Annotated in this window: 21 protein-coding genes and 4 tRNA genes; 9 read left to right on the plus strand and 16 right to left on the minus strand. The window is 53.7% G+C overall.

Annotated features, from left to right (window positions below):
- Positions 1–2 precede the first annotated feature (2 nt).
- Positions 3–1,196 (plus strand): protoheme IX biogenesis protein HemY, encoded by a 1,194-nt coding sequence (hemY, locus tag BUB06_RS16470; RefSeq protein WP_039474219.1) that lies wholly within the window; start codon positions 3–5, stop codon positions 1,194–1,196.
- A gap of 600 nt (positions 1,197–1,796) precedes the next feature.
- Here hemY and BUB06_RS16475 read toward each other — a convergent pair.
- A complete protein-coding gene (locus BUB06_RS16475) occupies positions 1,797–2,447 on the minus strand; it encodes a GntR family transcriptional regulator (RefSeq protein WP_039474223.1) in 651 nt (216 codons plus the stop codon).
- Positions 2,448–2,784: 337 nt separating this feature from the next.
- On the opposite strand from BUB06_RS16475, the gene BUB06_RS16480 reads away from it, so the two are divergent.
- The 7 genes from BUB06_RS16480 (at position 2,785) to BUB06_RS16510 (ending at position 10,950) form a co-directional block, all read left to right on the plus strand.
- Positions 2,785–4,137: an MmgE/PrpD family protein gene (locus BUB06_RS16480; RefSeq protein ID WP_039474226.1), complete on the plus strand. Its 1,353-nt coding sequence runs from the start codon at positions 2,785–2,787 to the stop codon at positions 4,135–4,137.
- A 64-nt stretch (positions 4,138–4,201) separates the two neighbouring features.
- Positions 4,202–5,527: an MmgE/PrpD family protein gene (locus BUB06_RS16485; protein WP_039474228.1), complete on the plus strand. Its 1,326-nt coding sequence runs from the start codon at positions 4,202–4,204 to the stop codon at positions 5,525–5,527.
- Between the two features lie 75 nt (positions 5,528–5,602).
- Positions 5,603–6,364 (plus strand): sulfite exporter TauE/SafE family protein, encoded by a 762-nt coding sequence (locus BUB06_RS16490; RefSeq protein WP_039474326.1) that lies wholly within the window; start codon positions 5,603–5,605, stop codon positions 6,362–6,364.
- Positions 6,365–6,585: 221 nt separating this feature from the next.
- Positions 6,586–7,638 carry an amino acid ABC transporter substrate-binding protein gene (locus BUB06_RS16495; RefSeq protein ID WP_039474231.1) on the plus strand — a complete coding sequence of 351 codons (1,053 nt, stop codon included), beginning with the start codon at positions 6,586–6,588 and terminating at the stop codon, positions 7,636–7,638.
- A 125-nt stretch (positions 7,639–7,763) separates the two neighbouring features.
- Positions 7,764–8,987 (plus strand): amino acid ABC transporter permease, encoded by a 1,224-nt coding sequence (locus tag BUB06_RS16500; RefSeq protein WP_039474234.1) that lies wholly within the window; start codon positions 7,764–7,766, stop codon positions 8,985–8,987.
- A gap of 10 nt (positions 8,988–8,997) precedes the next feature.
- Entirely contained in the window at positions 8,998–10,107 is a 1,110-nt protein-coding gene (locus tag BUB06_RS16505) for an amino acid ABC transporter permease (protein WP_039474236.1), read from the plus strand.
- 42 nt (positions 10,108–10,149) lie between these two features.
- A complete protein-coding gene (locus BUB06_RS16510; protein ID WP_010294598.1) occupies positions 10,150–10,950 on the plus strand; it encodes an amino acid ABC transporter ATP-binding protein in 801 nt (266 codons plus the stop codon).
- A gap of 58 nt (positions 10,951–11,008) precedes the next feature.
- Here the strand turns inward: BUB06_RS16510 and BUB06_RS16515 are convergent, their stop codons facing one another.
- The 6 genes from BUB06_RS16515 to purB all read right to left on the minus strand — a co-directional run bounded on the left by BUB06_RS16515 (position 11,009) and on the right by purB (position 16,471).
- On the minus strand, positions 11,009–12,166 hold the full coding sequence (locus BUB06_RS16515; RefSeq protein WP_010294601.1) for a M20 peptidase aminoacylase family protein: 1,158 nt from the start codon (positions 12,164–12,166) through the stop codon (positions 11,009–11,011).
- Positions 12,167–12,243: 77 nt separating this feature from the next.
- Complete coding sequence (locus BUB06_RS16520; protein ID WP_010294602.1) at positions 12,244–13,005, minus strand: amino acid ABC transporter ATP-binding protein; 762 nt, start codon at positions 13,003–13,005, stop codon at positions 12,244–12,246.
- 9 nt (positions 13,006–13,014) lie between these two features.
- Positions 13,015–13,686, minus strand: a complete 672-nt coding sequence (locus BUB06_RS16525; protein WP_010294604.1) for an amino acid ABC transporter permease — start codon at positions 13,684–13,686, stop codon at positions 13,015–13,017.
- Between the two features lie 80 nt (positions 13,687–13,766).
- Positions 13,767–14,558 carry an amino acid ABC transporter substrate-binding protein gene (locus BUB06_RS16530; protein ID WP_010294606.1) on the minus strand — a complete coding sequence of 264 codons (792 nt, stop codon included), beginning with the start codon at positions 14,556–14,558 and terminating at the stop codon, positions 13,767–13,769.
- Positions 14,555–15,097, minus strand: a complete 543-nt coding sequence (locus BUB06_RS16535; RefSeq protein ID WP_010294608.1) for a GNAT family N-acetyltransferase — start codon at positions 15,095–15,097, stop codon at positions 14,555–14,557. The genes BUB06_RS16530 and BUB06_RS16535 overlap by 4 nt, the downstream gene beginning before the upstream one ends.
- Positions 15,098–15,106: 9 nt before the next feature.
- Complete coding sequence (purB, locus tag BUB06_RS16540) at positions 15,107–16,471, minus strand: adenylosuccinate lyase (RefSeq protein WP_010294611.1); 1,365 nt, start codon at positions 16,469–16,471, stop codon at positions 15,107–15,109.
- 248 nt (positions 16,472–16,719) lie between these two features.
- Between purB and BUB06_RS16545 the strand changes: the two genes are divergently transcribed.
- A complete protein-coding gene (locus BUB06_RS16545; RefSeq protein ID WP_039474240.1) occupies positions 16,720–18,027 on the plus strand; it encodes a histidine-type phosphatase in 1,308 nt (435 codons plus the stop codon).
- Positions 18,028–18,150: 123 nt separating this feature from the next.
- Here the strand turns inward: BUB06_RS16545 and BUB06_RS16550 are convergent.
- The 9 genes from BUB06_RS16550 to wzxE all read right to left on the minus strand — a co-directional run bounded on the left by BUB06_RS16550 (position 18,151) and on the right by wzxE (position 25,032).
- Positions 18,151–18,227: transfer RNA gene (locus BUB06_RS16550), tRNA-Pro, on the minus strand.
- A 44-nt stretch (positions 18,228–18,271) separates the two neighbouring features.
- Positions 18,272–18,358, minus strand: a tRNA-Leu gene (locus BUB06_RS16555).
- A gap of 42 nt (positions 18,359–18,400) precedes the next feature.
- Positions 18,401–18,476, minus strand: a tRNA-His gene (locus BUB06_RS16560).
- A gap of 123 nt (positions 18,477–18,599) precedes the next feature.
- Positions 18,600–18,676 (minus strand) — tRNA-Arg (locus tag BUB06_RS16565).
- Positions 18,677–18,815: 139 nt separating this feature from the next.
- Positions 18,816–20,207, minus strand: a complete 1,392-nt coding sequence (thrP, locus tag BUB06_RS16570) for a bifunctional threonine/serine APC transporter ThrP (protein WP_039474243.1) — start codon at positions 20,205–20,207, stop codon at positions 18,816–18,818.
- Between the two features lie 367 nt (positions 20,208–20,574).
- Positions 20,575–21,324 carry a lipopolysaccharide N-acetylmannosaminouronosyltransferase gene (gene wecG, locus BUB06_RS16575; RefSeq protein ID WP_010294624.1) on the minus strand — a complete coding sequence of 250 codons (750 nt, stop codon included), beginning with the start codon at positions 21,322–21,324 and terminating at the stop codon, positions 20,575–20,577.
- Positions 21,321–22,703, minus strand: a complete 1,383-nt coding sequence (gene wzyE, locus BUB06_RS16580; protein WP_039474246.1) for an ECA oligosaccharide polymerase — start codon at positions 22,701–22,703, stop codon at positions 21,321–21,323. Before wzyE ends, wecG begins: the two co-directional genes overlap by 4 nt.
- Positions 22,700–23,785 carry a TDP-N-acetylfucosamine:lipid II N-acetylfucosaminyltransferase gene (locus tag BUB06_RS16585; RefSeq protein WP_039474249.1) on the minus strand — a complete coding sequence of 362 codons (1,086 nt, stop codon included), beginning with the start codon at positions 23,783–23,785 and terminating at the stop codon, positions 22,700–22,702. Before BUB06_RS16585 ends, wzyE begins: the two co-directional genes overlap by 4 nt.
- Positions 23,782–25,032 carry a lipid III flippase WzxE gene (wzxE, locus tag BUB06_RS16590; RefSeq protein WP_039474252.1) on the minus strand — a complete coding sequence of 417 codons (1,251 nt, stop codon included), beginning with the start codon at positions 25,030–25,032 and terminating at the stop codon, positions 23,782–23,784. Before wzxE ends, BUB06_RS16585 begins: the two co-directional genes overlap by 4 nt.

Consider the following 25,032-nt stretch of genomic DNA (forward strand, 5'->3'; position numbering starts at 1 on the left):
ACATGCTGAAAGTCTTATTGCTGTTCCTGATCCTGATCGCAGGCGTGGTGATCGGCCCGATCGTCGCAGGTCACCAAGGCTACGTTCTGATCCAGACGGATAACTACGATATTCAAACCAGCGTAACCGGTCTGGTCATCATTCTGGTGCTGTTCTTCCTCGCCTTTTTGGCGGTGGAATGGGTGCTCCGCCGGATCTTTCGTACCGGTTCCCGCACGCGCGGTTGGTTCCTCGGCCGCAAACGCACTCGCGCCAGAAAACAGACCAAAGCCGCGCTGCTCAAGCTGGCCGAGGGAGATTATTTACAGGTAGAGAAGCTGCTGACTCGCAATGCCGACCATGCCGAGCAGCCCGTGGTTAACTACCTGCTGGCTGCCGAAGCCGCCCAGCAGCGCGGTGACGAGTTCCGCACCAAGCAATATCTGGAGCGTGCCGCCGAGGTTGCAGATACCGATCAGCTTCCGGTGGATATTACGCGCGTGCGTATTCAGTTGGCGCGTAATGAAGATCATGCCGCACGTCACGGCGTGGACAAACTGCTGGAGGTCGCGCCCCGCCATCCTGAGGTTCTGCGTTTAGCGGAACAGGCTTTCCTGCGCACTCACGCCTATAGCGCGCTGCTGGATATTCTGCCTGCGATGCGCAAGATCAATCTGTACCCTGAAGAACGTTTGCTGGATCTGCAACAGCAGGCCTATATCGGTCTTATGAATCAGGCGATGGCGGATGGCGGCAGCGAAGGGCTGAAGTCATGGTGGAATAATCAGAGCCGTAAAGTTCGCCATGAGATCCCGCTTCAGGTCGCGATGGTTGAGCATCTGATCGAGTGTGACGATCATGATACCGCCCAGAAGATCATTCTCGACGGTCTCAAACGTCAGTATGACGAACGCTTGATCCTGCTAATGCCACGCCTCAAAGCTGGTAATCCAGAACAGCTGGAAAAAGTGCTGCACCAGTACATTAAGCAACAGGGAGCAACGCCGCTGTTGAGCAGCACGTTAGGCCAATTGCTGATGAAACACGGCGAATGGCAGCAGGCCAGCGATGCCTTCCGCACCGCGCTAGAGTTACGCCCAGACGCTTATGATTATGCCTGGCGTGCAGACGCACTCGATCGGTTGCGTCTGCCGGATGAAGCGGCACAAATGCGGCGCGAAGGGCTGTTACTCACACTACAGCAGCCTGCCGACTAGTCACTGCGCGATTCCTTTCATAAGGCTCCTTTTTTGGAGCCTTATTCTTTTGTGTGACCCGTCCTGCATAGCCCGACAGAAGGCAGTTACCGAACATTTTCCTCAGACGAAAAAAAACGCTTACCGATAAACGGTAAGCGTTGAAAATATCAGGTCTGTCAGACAACAGAATGGTGCCTCACTCAACGTTATGTCCGGAAGGCCCGATGGAGATTTGCATCTTCATCTGGAGTTGGACGATAGGCACCTCAAATTGGCTCTGCGTCATTCCCAGGATTATGAAGCCGAAGCAAACATAGAAGGTGGAATGAGCATCTACACGCTTATTTAAGCATAAATTATGCCAACATGCATAATTTTATTATCAACACTGCATGAAATAAAGCTAACCAGCTAATAATAAATAATATTTTTATTTATCCACTGGGAGAGAGCGCAAGACACGATGGGCGACAAAAACGAGATCGCGCTCACAAAACCTGTCGCCATTCAGAGACGAATTTGTTATGTAAAATATTAATCATTAATAATCAATGAATTAAATGTCTCTTTTTTGCGACAGCAGAACCCCTAGAGTGTCGTGTTTTTCCGACAGCCTTATCAAAGCTGTTGATTCAACATGCTTAACCGGGCGCGGTAACCGTTACGAATATGCTGACAAGCCGCTTCTTGTGCGGCGTCCTTATCACGCCGCACCAACGCTTCCACAATCGCTTGATGTTCACGCCGTGCTTCCTCGGTACGTTCCGTCGACTCATAGGTGGTTCCGCGCAGTAGTGACAGATGAATACGCAGATTTTCCAGCATCTCGTTCAGATAGGGATTATGCGTCGCCCGGTAAATCTGCCGATGGAAAAGCCGATTGTGATCGTGCAGTTTTCTGCTGTCGGTGAGCGTCTTCTCCACTTCAACCATATCTTGCAGTAGTGCCAGTTCTTCTGCCGACGCAGAAGCCACGGCGAGTTCCATCGCCAACCTCTCTAACCCTTCACGCACGGCGAAAAGCTGACGCAGCCGCTCATAGCTGATCTGCGCAATCATCAGCCCGCGCTGCGGGCCAGGTTCAACCAATCCCAGCGCTTCAAGCCGATGCAGCGCCTCACGAATCGGCGTACGGCTTAGCCCAAACTGCTGCGCCAGCCGTGTTTCCTGCAAACGTTCACCAGGCAGCAGCTCGCCCTTCTCGATCGCGTTAATCAGTATCTCGAACGGCGACAGCGCCAGCTCTTTGTCGTTAAGTGTTAAGTTCATAATCCCTTGATATGTCGTGTGACGGTCAAAACGGGAGCACGCGCAGACGGGTAAAACACCTCGCCTTTATGGCGGTTCGCGCGTTTATGCTACGCCGTGGATCGTCATGCATTGAGAAAAATTCAAGTTTGCCCGACGCCCTGCCTTTAGCAAGATATCGAATCGCATATTTTGTGCTTAGCTTAGCGAAAAAGCGTCTTTGTCAGTGAATGGGCGATTGCATATGCTTTTCGCCACACACTGTATACAAATGCATTCAACAAGACAAAACGTGAATCCCAGAACCGTTCGACTGTGCTGGCAATATCATCGCGTTTTCGCCTAAGGAGCTTCTACGATGTCTGCCACCCCGACGTTTCCTCGCGGCAACGCGCTCAGCCAGTTTATTCACACCGCCTCCACGACTACGATACCCGATGCCGTCTGGCACGAGGCCAAGCGAGCGCTCATTGACTATCTGGGCGTCTCTATTGGCGCAGTAGGAGACGACGCGGCCAGCGCGGTTCAGCGCGTGGCACAACGCTGGCAGGCTAATGGGAATGCGCAAATCATTCTCGGTGCGAAAACCACACCGTCGCTTGCAGCCCTGATCAACGGCACGCTTTCTCATGCGGCCGACTATGACGATACCCATCCGGCTGGCGCGGGGCACCCCAGCGGCCCGTGCTGGTCTACCGCGCTGGCGATGGCGCAGCACTACGGTGCGGACGAGCGCACAACGCTTATCGCTTTCATCACCGGCTTTGAAGTCATGGCCAGACTGGGTGGCGGCTGGGTGCCCGGCGTGGGACGCAACTTGCAACGCCGGGGCTTTCACCCGACGTCGATTGTCGGACGCGCGGGGGCTGCTGCTGTTGCCGCTTCTATCCTACGCCTTGAACCCAACGCGATTGCCAATGCGTTGGGTGCAGCTGCGACCATGATGGGGGGATTACAGAAATCATCCGGTACGCACGGCAAACCGTTTCATGCTGGTAAAGCGGCAATGGACGGCATCACAGCAGCAGAACTGGCTGATGAGGGCTTTATTGCCGCCCATCACTTTTATGAAACCGATGGCTGGGTGAAAACATTTGTGCAAGACGGTAGTGCCGTTATCCCACCGCTCGATTTTGGCGAGAGCTGGGAGCTACTGGGTAACGGCTACAAGCTGTATGCCAGCTGTCGGGGAACGCATGCATCAATCGAAACCGCACTTAAGCTCTATCCACAGCTAAAAGGCCGCGCTATCGCCCGCATTCATGCCAAGGTCCATCCAATGGGGATGGTGAACGCTGGGATCGCCAACCCGCAAAACCCGCTGGAGAGCAAATTCAGCATTCCACATTGCATTGCGCTGGCGTTGAGCGGCTATCACCTCACCGATACGGACTTTACGCAGCAAACCGTTGACGACCCGGCACCGCGCCAACTGCTGTCGCGCTTGCAGATCGACGCAGTCGAGGGGCAATCGGCCAGTTCCGCGTTTATCGATATCGAACTGGAAGACGGCGAAACATTGCATGCGGAAACCGATGTTTATCGTGGTCATCCGCAAAATCCACTGACCGACGCCGAGCTGCGCGCCAAGTTCGACGCCCTGACTATTCCCGTGTTAGGAGAAGCCCGTAGCGATCGACTCTATCAGGCAGCTTTCCACTTTGAGCAGCCGGGTTCACTCGCTGCACTCACTGAGCTATTAGCGGGCTAACGCGTTGCCGTTCGGCATAAACGATTCGATATAAAAAATTTCACGATAACGACAGGATACTTTCATGACCATTGCCCGCCAGCTTGCCCATAATCTGCTGGAATTTTCTCGCCAGACGTTCCCTGCCGACGTATTGGCTCACGCACGAACCGCTGTGATTGACACGCTGGGCGTCACGCTCGCCGGGGGGATTCAGGACGGGGCGCAAAAACTCAGGGCGGTGATAGTTCCCTCGGCTGCCGAGGGAAAGAGCCGGATTTTCGGTACGGACCTCAAACTCAACGCGCTGGACGCCGCGTTGCTGAACGGCACATCCGCACATTTACTTGATTTCGACGATTCCAATTCCTGGCTGCACGGGCATATTTCCGTTGCCGTACTTCCCGCGCTGCTGGCACTGGCTGATGAGCAGGAAGCCGATGGAGAAGCCATCCTGCACGCCTATCTGTGCGGCTATGAAACCGCGGCACGCATGGGCAAAGCCGTCAGCCCTTTCCAATATCGCAACGGCTGGCACCCGACAACGTCCGTCGGCATTTTCGCGGGCGTAGCCGCCTGCGCGGTGCTGTTGAAGCTTAGCGAAGCAGAAGCGGCGACCGCCTTTGCAATCACCGCATCACTAGCCTCCGGTATAAAATCCAACTTTGGCAGCCAGACGAAATCACTGGCGGTCGGCCACGCCAACCGCAGCGCCGTCATGGCAGTATTATTGGCGCGTCAGGGATACAGTGCGGGAGATACCGCGTTTGAACATCACCACGGCTATTTCAACGTCTACAACCGTGCAGCCGAAAACGTCGATACCACGCCGTTAACCGAACCCTGGTCTGCACCGTCCCATATTCTGGATCCCGTAAAAGGCAATAATTTTAAATATTTTCCCTGCTGCTACGCCATTCTGGCACCGCTGGACGGGCTGCTGGCGCTGCGTGAGGAAACTGGGCTAGCTCCCGAATCCTTGGAACGCATTCAGATTGCCATTCACCCCATTCGCTTTCCACATATCAACATTCCTACGCCAGATACACCGTTGGCAGGGAAGTTTAGCCTGCATTACTGCATTGCCCGCGCTTGGGTGCAAGGGAAGCTGACGCTGGATGATTTTATTGACGATGCAGCACTACACGACCCAACCACGCAGTCGCTGATGGCGCGCGTTGAGCTGATCTGCCATGACGAAGCCACTACGCATACGGCGCACGTCACGCTGGTGGCTCATGATGGGAATACCTATCATCGTCGCGTGGCGGGCGCACTCGGCTCCAGCGCGGAGAACCCGCTGCCGGACAACCTGATTGCGGAGAAATTTATCGACTGCGCCAGTCAGGCGTTGCCGCGCACCGAAGCGCTGGCGTTATACCAACGCCTGTTACGCGACGATTATCGTTAACAACAGGAAGGATGCTTGATACGCCTTGATCGCATCAGGCATTATCATTCGCTCTACCACGCGATGGGTTCCACCATGCTAGATCTTGTTCCACCCGACATCTCGCCGCTCTTTGCCGGTATCCTGATTTTTTGCAGCTTCCTGACATCGGCGCTAACGGCAGCGCTGGGCTTGGGCGGTGGCGTCACCTTGCTTGCCATCATGGGACTGGGTATGCCAGTCAGCAGCCTGCTGCCAGTGCACGGCATTGTCCAGCTAGGCTCCAACCTCAGCCGTAGCCTGATCCAACGTTTGTATATCGTCTGGCCGCTGGCGCTGTGGTTTTTTATCGGCAGCGTCATTGGCATCGCAGTGGGTGCCCCTATTGCAGTCTGGATCCCAGACAACGTGGCAAAAATCGCGTTGGCTCTTTTCATTCTGTGGTCAGTTTTTCGTAAACGTACCGCACCAAAACCGGTTAACCGGCTGTTCTTCATTCTGGGCGGCGCGCTCACCAGCCTCGGCACCATGATCGTCGGCGCAACAGGCCCGATGGTCGCAGGGCTTATCAGTTCTCAAGGGCTGACCAAACAGCCGCTGATCGCCACGCATGCGCTTTGCATGGTGTTACAGCACGGCTTGAAGATTCTGGCATTCGGACTGATGGGGTTTGCCTATCACGACTGGCTGCCGATGCTGGCCGCAATGATTGCCAGCGGTGTACTGGGTACCTGGCTGGGCACGCGCCTGCTGGATAATCTGCCCGAAAAACTTTTCCGTACCACCTTTCGCCTCACCATGTTGATTCTCAGCGCTCAGCTCATTTGGCAAGGCGTACAAGGCCTGCTCGCCCACTAATCTCTCCCTTCTGTGCCTTGCTTACCGTGCGAGGCACAGTTCTCTTTTCCCCTTCACATTATCCCCAAAATGGCTATATCCACTATTCAGCTTTAGATAGAGAAATATGCTATTTGCCATTTGAATGCAACATTGAGAACATTTGTATACAAATGGACGCACCATAATAAAAACAATTAATTACAACACGTTAAAACAACACCGACTATTCTGAGGATACTATGCTGAGAAAACTACTCTCATTGACGACCGCCACAGCGCTGACTTTAGGGAGTCTCCTGCTGCCTGTTGCTCAGGCCACTGCCGCTGACGCTGGAAATGGTGAAACACTCAAAAAGATCAAAGCACGCGGTGAGCTGGTTTGCGGCGTGCACCCAGCGCGCCACGGCTTTTCTGCGATTGATAGCAAAGGACAGTGGACCGGCCTGGACGTCGATTATTGCCGCGCATTAGCTGCCGCTATTTTTGGCGACGCAAACAAAGTGCGTTTTGCCGCCCTGTCTACCGCGCAACGCTTCCCGGCGATTCAGTCTGGTGAAGTTGATGTGCTGTCACGCAATATCACTGCCGATTTGTCGCGCGATACGTCGCTGGGCCTGAACTTCGCACCGCCGACCTTCTATACCGGAACGGGCTTTATGGTGCGTACCAGCACCAATGTGAAGAAGGTGGAAGATTTGGACGGCGCGACCGTCTGCATCACGCCGGGCAGCAGCACCGAACGCAACGTCGCGCAGATTTTTGCATCACGCAACCTGCATTACACCCCGGTCGTCATCGAGAACAATAAAGAGTACGTCGCAGCCTACCTGTCTGGACGCTGCGATGTCATTGCCCGCGATAAAGTGGCGCTGCCCGGCGTGCGCACCTTCGACGCGGAAAAGCCCTCTGACCACGTCATTCTACCGGGGATTTACTCAAAAGAGCCGTTGGCAATGGCAGTCCGTCAGGGTGACGACCAGTGGTACGACATCGTGAAATGGGTGGTGTATGCCACGTTCAACGCGGAAGAGATGGAAATCGGCCAGCAGAACGTGGACAGCAAACTCAAATCAACAGACCCGGATATACAGGCATTGCTTGGGGTCACCGGCGATTACGGTCAGAAGCTGGGATTGAACAACCAGTGGGCTTACAACCTGATTAAGCAGGTAGGCAATTACGGCGATATTTATAACCGCCACTTCGGGCCAGACACCCCGGCACCGCTGGAGCGCGACCTGAATAATCTCTGGACGAAAGGCGGCCTGCTCTACGGCCTGCCCATTCGTTAATTCACTACACCATCGGCATCAGCCCGGAAATCTCTGAGCTGATGCCATGCCATCGCATTCACGCCCTACCGCTATCAGGTCGCATGTTAAGTAGCGGTACTGGCCAGAAGAAAAGACCGCCGGTAATGAAATCATCACAGAAGACGCTATCGTCAGCCTCTGCACCACCGTGGCTGGGAACACTACCTTATTCGCGCCGTCTGTTGAATGCGTTTGACAGCAAGTCCCTACGCGCCTGGATTTATCAGTGCCTGCTCGGCCTCCTGATTGTCGCTTTCAGCTACTGGCTGTACGCCAACGTGGTCGAAAACCTGCGTTCGCAAAACATTGCCACCGGCTTCGGTTTTCTTGATCACACCGCACAGTTTGAGATTGGTGAAAAGCTCATCGCGTTTACCCCGCGAGACAGCTATCTGCGCGCACTTGGCGTCGGGTTATTGAATACCCTGTACGTCACGCTATGCGGCATCGTACTCGCCACGTTGCTCGGTTTCTCCGTCGGGATCGCCCGCGTCTCCCGCAACTGGCTACTGGCGCGGCTTGCCGGGGGATACATCGAGCTGATGCGCAATATCCCCGTGATCTTGCAGGTGATTTTCTGGTCGGTGGTGATCCGTAATTTGCCCTCGCCACGCGACGCCATCGAGCTTGGTAGCCTGGGATTTCTGACCAATCGCGGGCTGTCTTTTTCCGTCCCCGCTGCGCATCACGGCTGGCTGTGGACCGGGATCGCGCTACTCGCCGCCGTCCTGATTAGCCTGATTCTGAAACGCGTGGCCCGCTACATGCGGGAAAATGCAGGCCGCTCTCTGCCTACAGGTCGCCTGATACTGGCCGCGATCATCGGGTTACCGCTGCTGGTCTGGTGGCTTTCTGGCGCTCCAGCAGAGCTTGACCGACCTATCCTGAGCGGCTTTAACTTCCGCGGTGGCTTTACCGTCAGCCCTGAATTCACTGCGCTGCTGCTTGGCATTGCACTCTATTCCTCTGCGTTTATCGCGGAAATCGTGCGGGCAGGCATTCAGTCGATCCCTAAAGGCCAATTGGAAGCGGCACGCGCGCTGTCTTTTTCGCCCTGGCATATGATGCGCCACATCATCATTCCACAGGCCATGCGCGTCATCGTTCCACCGTTGACCAGCCAATATGTCAGCCTGTCAAAAAACAGCTCAATCGCAGTCGTGGTGGGTTACCCGGAGCTGGCAAACATCAGTAACACGCTAATGAATCAGACCGGTCAGGCGCTCGAAGTGATTGCCATCATGATGGTGGTTTACCTGACGGTCAGCATCGTGACATCGCTGCTGATGAACCTGTTTAACCGCGTCGTCGCCATCAAAGAGCGCTGAGGAGCACTGAATGTTATTTCCGGTACTGTCACTCTCCGCCGTTCCCAGCCGCTTGCGCACGCCGCTGCTGTGGCTGCGTCGCCACCTGTTCAGCAGCGTGCCGCAAACCATCCTCACACTGCTACTAGCGGTGTTGATGTGGAACGTCGGCAATAAACTGCTGCACTGGGGCATTCTCGATGCCGTGTGGTACACCACTGACCCAGACATCTGCCGTGTAGCCGCTGGCGCCTGCTGGGCGGTGATCGTGGAAAAACATCGCCCCATCCTGTTTGGCCTTTATCCTTACGATGAACACTGGCGTCTGGTGTTGGCGATGGGAATCTGGTTTCTGGCGCTTGGCCTGTCGCTGATGCCGCGCTTCTGGCATTCGCGCATCCTCTTACCGCAGTGGATCGTCGCGGTAGTCGGCATCGCCATCCTGATGTCTGGCGGCGTATTTGGCTTATCTTACGTGCCTTCCAGCGAATGGGGCGGACTGCCGCTGACCATTCTGTTGTTTAGCGGCACGGTCGTCATCGGTATGCCGGTTTCAGTTTTATTGGCGTTAGGCCGACGCTCACCGCTGCCCTTTCTGCGCGGCCTGTCGGTTATTTTTATCGAAGGCCTGCGCGGCGTGCCGCTCATCACGATTCTGTTCGTCGCGGTTAACGTCTTCCCGCTGTTCCTACCCGCAGGCATGGAAATCAACAAGCTACTGCGCATCATCATCGGCATCGCGCTGTTTTTCGCCTGCTATCAGGCTGAGGTGATTCGCGGTGGTTTACAGTCCGTTCCACGCGGGCAATACGAAGCGGCGATGGCACTCAACCTCGGCTATTGGCACACGACGACCAAAATCATCCTGCCGCAGGCGCTGCGTATCTGCCTGCCCGCCATGACCAACCATATTATCGCCGCCATGAAGAATACTTCATTCGTCATCATTATCGGGCTGTTCGACATCCTCACCGCCACCAGTTCGGTGATGCAGGACCCGCTATGGCGGCGTTATTACATTGAAACGTACCTTTTCATCTCGGCTATCTATCTGCTGTTTGGCTTCTTGCTCTCACGCTACGCGCTGTGGGTGGAAAAACGCATCGATGCCAGCCGTAACCCAGAAACGTATCACGGTTAAGCGATAGCCGTTGATGAAAACACAGACAGGAGCTTTGTTATCATGAGCTTAGCCGCAGACACTTTCGTTACAGACAATGCAGTGACAAACAGTATCGTTACAAACAATAACGTCATTATTGAGATCGACGCTGTCAGCAAATGGTACGGTGCGTTTCAGGCGCTGAATAACGTGACGCTGAACGTGGAGAAAGGAGAACGCGTGGTGATTTGCGGCCCTTCCGGCTCCGGCAAATCCACGCTCATCCGCTGCATTAATCGACTGGAAGAGCACCACGACGGGCATATCCGCGTGAACGGCATTGAAGTTAACGACAATATCAAGAACATCAACCGCGTGCGCTCCGGCATCGGCATGCTGTTCCAGCAGTTCAATTTGTTTCCCCACCTGAGCGTGCTGGATAACCTGACGATCGGCCCGACGCTGGTCAAACAGCGTAAGAAGCAGGAAGCCATTGATTTAGCGATGCATTACCTGGAAAAGGTGCATATCGCCAATCAGGCGCACAAATTCCCGCTACAGCTCTCTGGCGGCCAGCAGCAGCGCGTGGCCATTGCCCGGGCACTGTGCATGCAGCCGGAAATTATGCTGTTTGATGAGCCCACGTCTGCGCTGGACCCAGAGATGATTAAAGAGGTGCTGGATGTGATGCTCGATCTGGCGGAATCCGGCATGACGATGATCGTCGTCACCCATGAAATGGGTTTTGCCAAAACGGTCGCGGACAAAGTCATTCTGATGGCAGATGGCAGCATTGTGGAATCCGCCCCGCCGCAAGACTTCTTCAACACGCCATCACACCCGCGTACGCGCCAATTCCTGGATCAGATTCTGAGCCATTGATAAGCAAAAAAATATCCGCGTCGAGGAATCGGCGCGGATAGCATGGCTTAACCGTGAATTAGCGGGAGGACAGCTGTTCTAAACTCTGCTTCGCCACCTGATACAGATAATGCGCAGTCGGGAACAGCGCGCTATCATCGACGCGGAATTTCGGGTGATGCAGCGCATATGGTCCGCCGGAGCCGACCATCATGAACGTACCCGGCAATTTCTGCTGATAGAACGCAAAATCTTCACCAATCGGGCTGGCTTCCACGCGACGCGCTTCAAACCCTTCGTCACTCGCCACATTCAGCGCAAACTCAACCCACTCTGGCGTGTTGATCACCGACGGCGGCCCGGCATGCCACAGGAATTCAATTTCTGCACCAAAGGTGCTGGCGATACCCGCTACGATCTGACGGAAGCGCTGTTCAATTAAATCACGCGCGGCCTGATTGAACGTTCTGACCGTACCTTCGACATAGGCCGTGTCTGGGATCACGTTCCAGGTACTGCCGCTATGTACCTGCGTAATCGACACCACCGCGTTATTGTCGGACGATACCGTGCGGCTGATAATGGTCTGTACAGCAGAAATCAGCTGACCCAGAATGATAATCGGATCGTTGCCTTCATGCGGCTTCGCGGCGTGACAGCCTTTCGCTGCGATCTTGATCTCAAAGCGGTCAACACCCGCCGTCAATGCGCCGTCTTTCCCACCGATAACGCCAACCGGCAGCGTTGGATCGTTGTGAATGCCAAAAATCGCTACCGCATTGTCCAACGCGCCAACGGCGATGACTTCCGGCGCGCCCAATCCTGTCTCTTCAGCAGCCTGGAACAAAATTCGCACCGTGCCTTTCAGCTCCGGCTCAATTTTCTTCAACAGAATCGCCGCGCCCAGCGCCGCGGAAGAGTGAAAATCATGACCGCAGGCGTGCATCACGCCCTTGTTGAGCGACGTAAATTCTACGCCAGACTCTTCTTCAATCGGCAGGGCATCTATGTCGGAACGCACCACGACCAGTGGGCCTTCCTGTAAACCGCCCACTTCCGCAACCAGACCGGTTTTCAACGGCAGGTCGAGGATACGAATCCCTTCTTTTTCCAATACCGCACGAATCTTCTTCGTGGTCTCGAACTCCTGATTCGACAGTTCAGGATGGCGGTGTAAATCGTGGCGAAACGCCTGAATAAACTGAGCCAGAGGCTCGTGCTGAGATGCTGTTCTCATGAATACTTGCTCCACATTATCGTGCCCTGCCTGACAGGGCTGCCTTGTTCAGGCGTGCAGGTGTCTCTACGTATGCGTTAAATATCGTACTCAAGCGGCTCAGGCAGCTTGGTCAACTGACGCAGGAAACGCTGGGTTTGCGGGTTGTCCGAGAAGCTAATCACCTGCTCCGCCGGGCCCTCCTCAACGATGTGCCCGTCCGCCATGAAGATCACGCGATCAGCCACTTCTTTCGCAAACTGCATTTCATGGGTGACGATCACCATCGTGGTGTCGTTTTTCGCCAGCTTCTGAATCACCTGAAGCACTTCGTGTACCCTTTCCGGGTCAAGCGCCGAGGTCGGTTCATCAAACAAAATCGCCTTCGGATCCACCGCCAGCGCACGCGCAATACTCACGCGCTGTTGCTGTCCGCCGGACAGCGTCACCGGATATTGTGCCGCCTGCGGCAGCAGACCGACCTGCTCCAGCAGCGCCAAACCAATTTCATCCGCCTGCTTCTTCGGCATTTTTTTCACGACAATCAGCGCTTCCGTCACATTCTCCAGCGCTGTTTTGTTCTTAAACAGGTTGTAACTCTGGAATACCATCGCCGTCTGGCGGCGCAACGCATAGGCTTCTTTAGCGCTGTAACGGCGCGTATCCAGCGTTTGTTCGCCAATTTCGATCGTGCCCGACTCTGGCGTTTCCAGCAGGTTAAGACAGCGCAGCAGCGTGGACTTACCCGAACCCGATGGACCGATGATCGCGACGACTTCGCCTTTCGCGATATCCAAACTGATGTTGTCCAACACCACCTGATCGCCAAAGCGTTTAGAAAGATTCTTTACACTGATCATGTCAGCCCCTTATCGCTGTAGCGAGTGATTCAGTTTCTTCTCAAGCTGTTTTTGCAGCCAAGAGTAAACAATGATCACCAACCAGTAAATCAGACCCACAACCAGGAAGGTCTCAAAGAAACGCAGAGATTCGGCGGCAATCATCTTGCCTTCCGCGAACAGTTCAGAGACGCCCAGCGCAAAGGCTACCGAGGTATCTTTAATCAGGGAAATGAAGGTGTTCCCCGTCGCTGGCAGCGCATTCAGCATGGCCTGAGGCAACACGATGCGGCGATAAACCTGCGCTTTACTCATTCCAATGGATAGACCCGCTTCCGTCTGGCCGAAGTCGACCGAGGCCAAACCCGCACGGAAAATCTCAGCCATATAGGCGGATGTTTTCAGGCTAAAGCCGATAATCGCGGCCGTCATCGCATCCAGATTGGATAAGCCGGGGAATAGCTGCGGCAAGCCGAAGTAGATGATAAACAGCTGAACCAGCGACGGAATACCGCGGAACAGCGAGATATACAGTTCGACGATTTTTACTACCACGACGATCTTGCTTTCACGGACTAACGCCAGTATCAGGCCGAGAACCATAGCAAAAAACATCGAAACCACGGCAAGAAACAGCGTGGTCGGCAAATACATTAATACCTGAGGAAAGACTTTTAACAGGTAGGCAAGATCGACATTCATGAGTCATACCATTAATGCTTCCACCGGCCATACTGCGCCGGTGGAGAAGGTGATAAGTCAACCGACAAGCGGCAATAGCGTTACTTTTTCGGTGGAACAGAGATGTCCTCACCAAAGTATTTTTCGGCGAGCGCTTTCAGGCGTCCATCTTCACGCATTTTCGTCAATTCAGCATCGAATTGTTTACGTAATGCATCACCATTTTCGTCCTTATGGAACGGGAAGCTCACTTCTTCAATCACCAGCGGCTCACCAACCAGTTTGAACGGCAGGTTACGCTTATTGATTTCTGCCAGCAGAATCGGACGTGAATTCACGTAGCCTTCAACGCGTTTAGACAGCGCATCGTTCATCGCGCCATCGCGCGTTTCATAGGTACGAATATTCACGCTGCCGTCGGCAAAGGCTTTTTTCAGGTTGTTAACGTGGTTGGAACCCAGAACACCCGCTACCGTCTTCCCTTTCAGGTCAGCCAGTGTATTAATGTCCGTATTGTCTTTGTGCGTCACAATCTGGCTACCGTAATAACTGTACGGTTGGGCAAAGTTATATTTTTCCTGACGCGCGGGGGTAATTGCCACCACGTTCGCGACCGTATCCAGTTTTCTCGCTTCCAGTTGCCCCATCAAACCACTGAAATCGGCGGTAACCCACTCAACTTTGTAGTTCAGATCTTTCGCGATGGTTTCCGTCACTTCAACGTCAAACCCGACCAGCTTGTTATCTTGCTTGAAGCCGCTTGGATAACTTTGGCCTGTTGAACCCACTTTCAGTACTTTTTCCTGCTCAGAGCCGCTCTTCCCAGAGTCACAGCCAGCTACAAGAAAGGCGGTCGTCAGCGCCAGAACAGACAACGTTACTTTTTTCATCATTTTACTGCCTCTCTTTTTGAGTTTTTATCTTTCCACTGGTCATACAATTGGTTATCAAGGATTTTTTCCATCCAGATTGTCAGGTGTCCTTTTCCCAGATTCGTCTGCCCGACTTCCTTGAAACCATAATTTCTGTACATCTCAATCAGCCACGGGTGGTTTTGCGCGGTGCCAAGCGACACCGCAGGGGCTTTGAGCTGGTTAATCAGAATCTCTTCTTCCAGCCAGTTCATCATTTGCTTACCCAGCCCCTGTTTTTTATAGCCAGGGTGCGTCGCAAACCAGCCCAAATGGGGCAAACCGAACGGGCCCGGCTCCGGCCCCCACGGATAGCGGATGGTAAATGACGACACCATCTCGCCGTCTTTTTCCATCACATAAACGCCATGTGAGGCAATATGCGTACGCACCATGTCGATGTCCGCATGGGCGGCGGAAAAGTTGATACCCAGTTGGCGAATCGGCTCAAATGCCGCCAGCGCCAGCGCCAGATAGGTCTCATCGTCCGCAAGCGTAGCCTGACGAAATACGATACTCATGATGTCACCTTATGCTGGCAGCAGGCCGGAGTTATCCGCATAGCGAATCACGTCATCAACCTTCTGCGGCGCACTGCCAACGTAGTTAGCCGGATTCAGCCATTCGTCCAGATCGGCGGCGGTCACTTGTTCAGAAAGCACAGGGTGGGCCAGCAGTACCGATTTAAAGGACTGATTTTGCTCGAATGCCTGCATAGAACATTCGTAAACCAGATGGTGAGCAGTCTGCTTGCCGAGACGTTTGCCAATCTCGAACATCACTTTCTCGGACAGCAGCAGGCCATTTTGTAGATCGAGGTTCGCCAGCATCTGCTTCTCGTTGACGGACATGCCACGCAGGATGCCAAGCGCGTTCTGAAGCTGAGCAGACAGATAGATATTGATTTCCGGCAGCGCGATCCACTCCGCACGCCAGCTCATCGCATCACGCTCATGCTCAACTTTCATGGATTCATGAATCAACGCTGCGCTCTTAAACAGCGGAGCCGTCAAGCTCGCCAGCCCTTCCAGCGCGGCAGGGTTGCGTTTATGCGGCATCGTAGTAGAACCGATTTTCCCTTCGGAGAACGGCTCTTCGATTTCGTTAATCTCGGTGCGCATCAGGTTGTACAGCTCATTGCCGATTTTGCCCAGCGTACCGCTGATCAGAACCGTAACAGAAGCATATTCGGAGAAGCGATCGCGGGCAGACTGCCAGCCGATATTCGGTGTATTCAGCCCCAGCTTATCCAGCGTCAGACGCTCGATTTCCGGCCCTTTCTCGCCAAAAGAGGCATAGGTACAAATCGCACCGTTGATGTTGCCAACCAAAACACGTTCTTTGATTTCACCCAGACGTTCGAGGTGACGGATAAATTCATCCAGCCAGACGGCCAGTTTGAAGCCAAACGTGGTGGGCAGCGCCTGCATACCATGAGTACGACCGGCCATCAGCGTATGCTGGTGTTTCTTTGCCAGACGTTTCAACTCAACGGCCAGCAGTTGTGTATCTCTGACGACAATATCAAAAGATTGTTTCAGCTGTAACACCGTCGCCGTATCAACAATGTCCTGCGTGGTCACGCCGTAGTGAATAAACTCACCCGCAGCACCGCACTGTTTCTGAATCGCGGCAATCGTCGGCATCAGAGAATGCTTCATGCGCGCGGCATCTTTTGCAATCTCTTCAACGTTAAGCGCGCTTGCGTCAGCGTTTTCTGCAATGGTTTTTGCCGCATCCAGCGGAATGACACCCAGTTCACCCTCGGCAAGCGCCAGGGCAACTTCTACTTCGACCTGTTTAGTCAGGCGGTTATGCTCGGACCATACGCCGCGCATTTCAGGCGTGCCAAAATTATTCCCTATAAGAAGAAAATCAATAAGATGTGATGCCATAATTAACTCGTTAGTGTTGGATTTATCAGGCGGGGATTTATGTCGTCTTTTTAATTTTTAAAAATATAACATGCGGAAATTATGCGCTTTATACCTTTGGGATCTATCTTAGATCAAAAAGTTTGATTGCAAACTATGCATGTAGAAATGTTCGCTAACACTCTCTCCTCTGCTGAAAAACCCCTTTGTCACTTTCCTCTTCCTACAATGAAACTCCTTATCCGTATGACCGCTGACGAAGGATTATCATGCTTTACCACACGACATTACGTACTCCCCGTAGCTTATTGATTACCATGATCATTATTTCAGCCTTCTCTACTCAGGCCCATGCTCAGGATCGCTATCTTCTGGAAAAGGTCGTTGAAGTCAGCCGTCACGGCGTACGTCCTCCAACAGAATCTAACACTATCGCACTGGAATCCGGCACGGCACGGCAGTGGCCTCAATGGGTCACGCGGGAAGGAGAATTAACCGGGCATGGCTATGCCGCCACCGTATTAAAAGGCCGCTACGAGGGCGAGTATTATCGTCAACAGCATCTGTTCGCGTCAGGTTGCCCAACGGAACAGCAGATTTATGTGCTCGCCAGCCCGCTACAACGCACCCGTGCAACCGCACAAGCCTATATGGACGGCATGTTTCCGGGCTGCGGCGTTGCGACGCATGCCGTTGAGGATGAAAAGCAGGACCCGCTGTTCCACGGGGATAAAATGGGGATTGGCACGCTTGACCCCGAACGGGCAAAGGCTGAGGTACTGAAAGCCATGGGAGGTGATTTGGATATCGCCTATCAGCGTCTTAAGCCCAGCATCGAGCTGTTAAAACAGGTCGTATGCGAAGCGGGTAAGCCGTGCCCGGTGTTTGATAAACCGTGGGCGAATAAGCAGGATAAAGAGGGTTCAATTTCTATCCGCGGCCTGAATACGCTGGCGAATATGAGCGAGGTTTTCCTGCTGGAGTACAGCGAAAACTTGCCACTGGTACAGGTTGCCTTTGGTCATGTCCGCAACACACAGGATCTCGTCCCGCTGATGGCAGCGATGACCGCTAAATACGACTTCACCAATGATGTTCCCTATATCGCACAGCGCGGCGGTTCGCTCTTCATGCAGCAAGTCGCACAGGCACTCGCGCAGGGAACGCCAGCAGAGCAGGACACCACACAAGGCGAGCCACCAGCCGTCCCTTACTTGCTGTATGTCGCTCACGATACCAATATCGCCTACCTGCGCACACTGTTGCAGTTTCATTGGCAGCTACCCGGCGATACCGCCGATAACATTCCGCCCGCAGGCAGTTTGGTCTTCGAACGCTGGCGCGATACCACTACTCAGCAGCGCTTCTTGCGTATCTATTTCCAGACGCAGTCGTTGGATCAGATTCGTTCACTGACGCCGCTTGACGATCGGCAGCCGTTACTGAAAGAGGAATTTACCTCTCAGGGCTGCCAGAAGACAGAAAAAGGCACACTGTGTCCTTTTGATACCGCACTAAAATCAATGCGAGAAAGTATCGATAGCAGCGCGCTAGCGCCAGTGCATTACGCGCTGTAGCACGCTATATCGCAGGGAACCACAACGTCTTGTCGGGTTGATAAATCCGGCAAGACTTTCGCCAGAGAAGGCAAATTGCAGACGAAAAAAAAGCACATCTTTCGATGTGCTTTTCTTTGTAATTGGTCGGCGAGAGAGGATTCGAACCTCCGACCCACTGGTCCCAAACCAGTTGCGCTACCAAGCTGCGCTACTCGCCGAATGTACTGCTTTTTTGAACATCACTGATGTTCTCGTTTGTGTGTGGTGCGAAGAGAGGGACTTGAACCCTCACGTCCGTAAGAACACTAACACCTGAAGCTAGCGCGTCTACCAATTCCGCCACCTTCGCATAACTCACAAACCGTCAATCAACTACTATCGCTGCAAAATCTGGGGTGGCTAATGGGACTCGAACCCACGACAACTGGAATCACAATCCAGGGCTCTACCAACTGAGCTATAGCCACCATCACCACACTTTACATCAACTACTTATTACGCGGTACTTCCTTTTTACGGGATACTTTCTTTACGAAGAAAAGTGTACCACCGCAGCTCTTGCACACAACATACTCGTTTACACAATATAATGGTGCGCCCGACAGGATTCGAACCTGAGACCTCTGCCTCCGGAGGGCAGCGCTCTATCCAGCTGAGCTACGGGCGCTTAGCGCCGTTGCGGGGCGGGATATTACGGGCTTAGTGACTGGCTGTCTAGTGCTTTTTTATCGAAATGATGCGTTTGATTATGATTTGCTCATTCCAAGCTAAATAACACACAGTTCCGCCCTTCCTGCCCCCAACTACTACGATTTATCCTCTGTCAGCGACATTTTTTTGCCCAGTCCCAACGCAAAATAACACAGGCTAACCACAGCTAAAAACGCGACGCCGACCAATAAAGACATCCGCGTATCGATATTGATGTACATGCCCACCAGCACACACAGCAAAAACGCCATCGTCAGGTAGTTTACCCACGGGAACAACACCGATTTAAACGGATGTGCGACCAGCGCGGCACGATGCTGCTCACGAAAACGCAATTGGCTGATTAACACCACAAACCACGGCACCATGCCCGGCAGTACGCTGGCGCTATAAACATAAACAAACACTTTTTCCGGATTAGGGATGATGTAATTCAACACCGACCCCGCCATCAGGCAAAGAATAGAAATCATGACGCCTGCTGCGGGTACGCCGCTGGCCGTCACTTTACCTAGCCAGGCGGGAAGCTGACGGTTGTTGGCCAGCGAATACAGCATACGTCCGCAGCTATACATGCCGCTGTTGCAGCCGGACAGCGCAGCCGTCAGTACCACAAAGTTGATGATACCCGCCGCCGCAGTGATGCCAATTTTCGCAAATGTCAGCACAAACGGACTACCGGACGTGCCGATTTCATTCCAGGGGAAAATCGTGACGATAACGAAGATCGCGCCCACATAGAAAATCAGGATGCGCCACAGAATGTTGTTGATCGCGCGCTTCAGCGTCACCTGCGGGTTCTTCGCCTCGCCCGCCGTAATGCCGACCAGTTCCACGCCCTGATAAGACGCCACGACCAGACACAATGCGAACAGCAGGCCTTTCCAGCCTCCCGCGAGGAAGCCACCGTGTTCGGTCAGGTTACTGAATCCGGTTGCCTGACCGTGGTTACCGAAGCCGAAGAAAATAATGCCTACGCCGACGACGATCATCACGACGATGGTGGTGATTTTTATCATCGCGAACCAGAATTCGATTTCGCCATACAGCCTTACCGCAGCAAGGTTTGCCCCCGCCACCAGCGCAACTGCGGCAATAGCCGGTATCCATTGTGGCAAATCGGGGAACCAGTACTGAACATACACGCCAATCGCGGTAATTTCCGAAATCCCGACCGCCATCCACATAAACCAGTAACCCCATGCGGTGAGATAACCGAAGAAGGGATTCATGTATTTGTGTGCGTAGACGGCAAACGATCCCGCGACTGGCTCCAGATAGAGCATTTCGCCCATTGAGCGCATGATGAAGAAAACGAAGATTCCGGCGACAATATAGGCCAGCAATACTGACGGCCCCGCCCACTTCAGCGCGCTGGCGGCGCCCATAAACAGCCCAACGCCGATCGTGCCGCCCAGCGCAATCAGCTCAATATGCCGGGCTTCCAACCCCCGATGGAGTTTCTCCTGCTTTATATCTTCTGCCATATATCCTCTGTCTTTATGTTGTGCTTATCCCGGCTGCTGCCGGTTATTGTTTTTTATTCAGTTTTATGAAGAGCCCATTCGGTTTCGTGAAAAGAAACCGGCTCTTATCAGGCATACCGCATCTGTCATGCTGCTTATTTTCAGAAAAAATGTGCCTTCGCCTCAAATTAGCGGCCATGAAAATACCGTAATGTGGGTTTGAATAACACATAAGGGATGACGAATACGCCAAAGATAGAATTCTGTATTTCTGATTGACTAGCAAACAGACAATTAAAATCGAATAGGAATAAGAAATCAGGTTTATATATTGCGAGGAAAGATTGTGGAGCAAGGTTGGCGCGTTTAACGCGCCAATTCAATGAAGCTACAGGCGACCGCTGTAGTGATAGGCAACATATTTCAACAGCCTAAGCTGCCGAAAAATACGGCTCGGCTGGGACAGCAAACGATACAGCCATTCCAGTCCTAAGTTTTGCCACACGAGCGGGGCGCGCTTCACATGCCCGGTAAAGACGTCATAGGTTCCACCCACGCCCATATAGAGCGCATCAGGATAGTGGTGGCGACAATCGCGCATCAGGATTTCCTGTCGTGGCGACCCCATCGCGACGGTAACAATCTGTGCACCGCTGGTGCGGATACGTTCGAACAGGGCATCACGCTGCTCTGGCGCAAAATAGCCATCCTGACTGCCGACAATATTCACGTTCCACTGCGCCCGCAGCTTCGCCTGCGTTTGTGCCAACACATCAGGTTTGCCGCCCACCAGAAAAACCGGCGTGCCTAATTTGCCTGCCCGCTCCATTAGCGCTTCCCACAGGTCAGCGCCCGCAACTCGCGTGACGTCAGCCTGCGGATACTTGCGCCGAATGGAGCGCACGATGCTGATGCCGTCCGCATACTTGTACTCTGCGCGATCGAGCAATGCACGCAGTGCCACGTCTTTTTCCGCCGTTAACACTTTCTCAGCGTTAATCGCGACGAGCGTGCCCGTTTCAACCCGCTCGCCCGCAAACAGGTAATCAACAAACTGCGCCATATTACGAAAACCGTGAATGGGCAAACCACGAATGGTATACAGAGGAATGGTCTCTGTGGTTTTTAACGCTGTCATACCTGCTCCTTTATCACAGGATCCTGTACGGTGTTGGGTGTCGGCGTGGCACGCATACGCATCAAGCGTTGCCGGATTAGCCCTGCGCTTTCCAGCAGCCAGTAGAGCAGCTTGGCAATGAGCAAGCACAGGCCGAAGACCAGACAGAAAAACACCACACGCGAAACAAAAGAATCAACGCCTTCACGCGTCAGCACAATAATATTGAACACCGCCCCGAAGCAGAACGCCTGCAAAATAGCGGCCTTATAGCGATTGCTGTCGTTCTTCCCTAACTCGTACACCCAGTCGAACCATTTGATAACCAACCCTACGGCAATCGCGCCGAGCGGGATAAACAGCACGCCTCCCATCACCACCAGTGAGCCCAACAGCGTGGGGGAGATCGCCAGCCCGGAGTGGTTATTCAACACTTCCCAGGTGAAATAGTTCGCACTGTTTAACACCAGATTCGGACGATCCGGCCATAGCCAAGAGGGAATAAAGACGTAGAAATCACGGGCAATCGGTGCCAGTCCCTGGAATTCAATCTTGTCGTAGTTCTGCCACAGCAGCGCCAGATTTTCCCAGGGCGAGAAGGTGTCGCGGGTTAAATAGAGGAACGTATAAAATGCGTAATCACCGCTGACGTCCAGTCCATAGCGCTTCAGCGCCAGCCAGAACATCCCGACAATCCCGAATGCACCAGCCGCAACCAGCATCCAGAGCGTAATCCAGCCGCGCACAATCCCAATAAACAAAAACAGGGCGAAGGCGATGATCAGATTCGCACGCGTTCCGCCGACAATCACATACGTCAGCATCCCGAACGCGACCGTTCCGATGAGGAACAGTAGCCACGCACGCTGCGTCTGGCGCAGGAAATACACGACCAGCATCGCCGGAATGAAGAAGTAGAAGAAGCGCTTCAACGCCACGCCAGACACATCGCTGGAAAATATCTGGCTGTACGAACGCAGCTTAAACAACAAGAAGCCATTGTTGAGGAAGAAAATACCGACGGTGGCTACCGCAATCAACGCCAGCAGCAGCCAGGTCAGATTGGCTTCAACCCGGTTTACCGTCAGGAGTGGCGCACGCGGCGCGGAGGCTTTCTGGCGTAGCCGTGTCTTATAGCTGACGTAATAGATCGCATAGAACGCCGTCGCAGACAGCATCGCCTGAAGCAGAAACTGCACGGGAACCACTTCGACGCCAAACCGGAACACAAGCACGCAGGTAAATGGAAAACCAAAATAGAACGTCAATAAATAGAGCAGGGAAAACAGCACGTTAAAATTAAAACGCACCCGCCGAAACTCCATCCAGGTCAGGCTCAGGATAAAGATGACTGAAATCAGGTAGACGACAAACAGCCCACCAAATTGCCCCAGCGTCATGTCGGTTCTCCCGCTGCCAACGCCAGCGCATCGCGCCAGCCTTGCAGATAATTGGGATTGAAGAATGCAATCTGGTGCTTATCGACCGATGCCAGCTGGCGCTGCGCTTCACGCACCAACGCCTCATCCAGCTCGTCACCGTAAAACAACACGGGCAGCCCTTGCTCCGTCAGATCCTGCCAGAACGGGTTTTGTCGGCTGATCACGAACGGCACGCCAAACTGAATCAGCAGACATAACGTCCCGATTCCCTGCTGACGATCGAAAATAAAATAGCCCAAATCACAGGTGCGCAGCATATTGAGATAATCATCAAACGCCAGTTGGTCTTTTAGCAGTTGGAAATTTTTCACGCCGAACAGCGCCAAACCGTCCTTTTCCACCTGTGCGATGTAGGGCGCGTTATTCGCGGGGTAGCCCATCGGCACAATCACCCGCACATTTTTCCCGAACTGCTTGTGAATCGCCCGCAGCGCTTCCTGATGGCGATTGGTGCGATCGCCAGAATTGCCGACCAGAATCGTCATCGGCCCTGCCAGTGGTTTATCCACCTGCATGCCCGTTAGCGCTGGATTCATTCGCGTTGGGAAGTACAGCAACGACGTCGGCACGCGAGGTGAACGCTGCTGATACCACGCCAGATCGCCACGCGTGGCAAATACGTGCCCGACACGCTTTTGCGCCATACGCCGCAGCAGATAAAACAGGCGATACTTCAGGCTGCTCGCCTCTTCATACAAATCCGCCCCCCAAACGTGCCAGTAAACCTGCTCGGATTTGATTTTTCCACTCAGCAACGCCAGCCACAGCGTGGGATTAAACTGCCCATGCAGGAAAAAACGCATCTTGCGGTTTGCTTTAGCTCTGGCGATGACCGCCTCAGCCAGCGTTTTCTTATCCACGCAGGTTTCGATACGCAGCGCGGGGAAATCGGCCGATGAAATGCCGTCGTGAGAAGCCACGATGAAGTGCCGAATCTGCTGTTCGGGGAGTTCCGTCGCCAGTACGTCGTTAAAAAAACGTAAAACGGTCTGGTTATGATGCGGGATGTCAGATCCCAATACATGAATCAGTGTCGTCATGCTCGCCTACGGTAAATAATGAATACGCAACAACAAAGCAAAAAATAGACCAGATAGGTTGCCATATAGGCCTGCGCCGCACCTTGTGCGCCATAAAGCGGAATCAACCAGTGGGAAAACCCAGTCAGCAGGAGAAACTGGCTCACTTCCGTGAGCAGATAAAAGCGCAACGCCGCTTTCGCAATGACCAGATAGCCAAAGACGTAAGCGCCCACTTTCATTACATCGCCTACCAATTGCCAAACGAAAAGATCTCGCATTGCCGTGAACTCGCTGGAGAACAGCAGCCAGATGGCAAAATCTCGCAGCAGCCACACACAAAAGCTGACACCAGCCACGACGGGCAGCACAAATTTCAGCGAGCGAACAATCTCCTGCGCCAACGCGGCTTTATCCGTCAGACGCGAGAGTGTCGGCAACAAATACACGGTAAAGGAGGCGGTAATGAATTGCAGGTAAGCATCGGAAATACTGCTGACGCCCTGCCAAATACCCACTTCATCCCAACTGTAATGTGCCGCCAGCAGGTTACGCATCATGATGTACGCAACGGGCAGCGTCACCGCCGTCATCAACGCCATCAGCGTAAATTTGCCCAACTGTCCGGCAATCGCGCGATCCCACGCGGGTTTTAGCGATGCCAGCGCCAGCGGCGTACGCCGCAATAGCATGATTCCTGCCGGAATCACCAGCAGCGCAGGCACCAGCGCCAGCCCTGCCAACGCACCAACATAGCCACCCAGTTGCAGGCAGAGCCAAAAGGCCACCAGCCCAATCAGGCTGCCGCCGATAACGGCCAGCGCGTTGCCTATCGCATCCCGATAGCCTTTAAGGATCGCCAGACATAGATTGGCGTAGGCGATACCCATTTGGATAAACGCCAGCGCCCGCACCACGTCGTGATAGTCGTCATGCCCAAATAGCAGATTAGCGATAGGCGTTGCGGCCGCCAGAAAGAGAATCGCCAGCAGCGTGGAGAAGCCCAGCACCAGCGTGACAGACGTACCGAGCAGCGGCCTCAGCCGTTCCGGCTGTTGCTGATACTCCGCCACGTATTTAGTGACGCCGTTGAAGATCCCAGCACCGGCTAACACGCCCAACACCGTAATAAGCTGGCGGAAATTCCCTGCCATCCCCACGCCGCTGGGGCCAAAAGCGACCGCCAGCAGTTTGACAACAACCAGCCCTGCGCCGATTTTTATCAGCGTGGAGCCTGCCGTCCATATCGATGCTTTCGCCAACGACAT

The sequence above is a fragment of the Pectobacterium carotovorum genome, assembly GCF_900129615.1.
GTDB classification, from domain to species: domain Bacteria; phylum Pseudomonadota; class Gammaproteobacteria; order Enterobacterales; family Enterobacteriaceae; genus Pectobacterium; species Pectobacterium carotovorum.

Excerpts from the sequence above, each read along its gene's own strand:
- hemY (WP_039474219.1), top strand. The coding sequence starts at position 3 with ATGCTGAAAGTCTTATTGCTGTTCCTGATCCTGATCGCAGGCGTGGTG.
- BUB06_RS16475 (WP_039474223.1), bottom strand. The coding sequence starts at position 2,447 with ATGAACTTAACACTTAACGACAAAGAGCTGGCGCTGTCGCCGTTCGAG.
- BUB06_RS16480 (WP_039474226.1), top strand. The coding sequence starts at position 2,785 with ATGTCTGCCACCCCGACGTTTCCTCGCGGCAACGCGCTCAGCCAGTTT.
- BUB06_RS16485 (WP_039474228.1), top strand. The coding sequence starts at position 4,202 with ATGACCATTGCCCGCCAGCTTGCCCATAATCTGCTGGAATTTTCTCGC.
- BUB06_RS16490 (WP_039474326.1), top strand. The coding sequence starts at position 5,603 with ATGCTAGATCTTGTTCCACCCGACATCTCGCCGCTCTTTGCCGGTATC.
- BUB06_RS16495 (WP_039474231.1), top strand. The coding sequence starts at position 6,586 with ATGCTGAGAAAACTACTCTCATTGACGACCGCCACAGCGCTGACTTTA.
- BUB06_RS16500 (WP_039474234.1), top strand. The coding sequence starts at position 7,764 with ATGAAATCATCACAGAAGACGCTATCGTCAGCCTCTGCACCACCGTGG.
- BUB06_RS16505 (WP_039474236.1), top strand. The coding sequence starts at position 8,998 with ATGTTATTTCCGGTACTGTCACTCTCCGCCGTTCCCAGCCGCTTGCGC.
- BUB06_RS16510 (WP_010294598.1), top strand. The coding sequence starts at position 10,150 with ATGAGCTTAGCCGCAGACACTTTCGTTACAGACAATGCAGTGACAAAC.
- BUB06_RS16515 (WP_010294601.1), bottom strand. The coding sequence starts at position 12,166 with ATGAGAACAGCATCTCAGCACGAGCCTCTGGCTCAGTTTATTCAGGCG.
- BUB06_RS16520 (WP_010294602.1), bottom strand. The coding sequence starts at position 13,005 with ATGATCAGTGTAAAGAATCTTTCTAAACGCTTTGGCGATCAGGTGGTG.
- BUB06_RS16525 (WP_010294604.1), bottom strand. The coding sequence starts at position 13,686 with ATGAATGTCGATCTTGCCTACCTGTTAAAAGTCTTTCCTCAGGTATTA.
- BUB06_RS16530 (WP_010294606.1), bottom strand. The coding sequence starts at position 14,558 with ATGATGAAAAAAGTAACGTTGTCTGTTCTGGCGCTGACGACCGCCTTT.
- BUB06_RS16535 (WP_010294608.1), bottom strand. The coding sequence starts at position 15,097 with ATGAGTATCGTATTTCGTCAGGCTACGCTTGCGGACGATGAGACCTAT.
- purB (WP_010294611.1), bottom strand. The coding sequence starts at position 16,471 with ATGGCATCACATCTTATTGATTTTCTTCTTATAGGGAATAATTTTGGC.
- BUB06_RS16545 (WP_039474240.1), top strand. The coding sequence starts at position 16,720 with ATGCTTTACCACACGACATTACGTACTCCCCGTAGCTTATTGATTACC.
- thrP (WP_039474243.1), bottom strand. The coding sequence starts at position 20,207 with ATGGCAGAAGATATAAAGCAGGAGAAACTCCATCGGGGGTTGGAAGCC.
- wecG (WP_010294624.1), bottom strand. The coding sequence starts at position 21,324 with ATGACAGCGTTAAAAACCACAGAGACCATTCCTCTGTATACCATTCGT.
- wzyE (WP_039474246.1), bottom strand. The coding sequence starts at position 22,703 with ATGACGCTGGGGCAATTTGGTGGGCTGTTTGTCGTCTACCTGATTTCA.
- BUB06_RS16585 (WP_039474249.1), bottom strand. The coding sequence starts at position 23,785 with ATGACGACACTGATTCATGTATTGGGATCTGACATCCCGCATCATAAC.
- wzxE (WP_039474252.1), bottom strand. The coding sequence starts at position 25,032 with ATGTCGTTGGCGAAAGCATCGATATGGACGGCAGGCTCCACGCTGATA.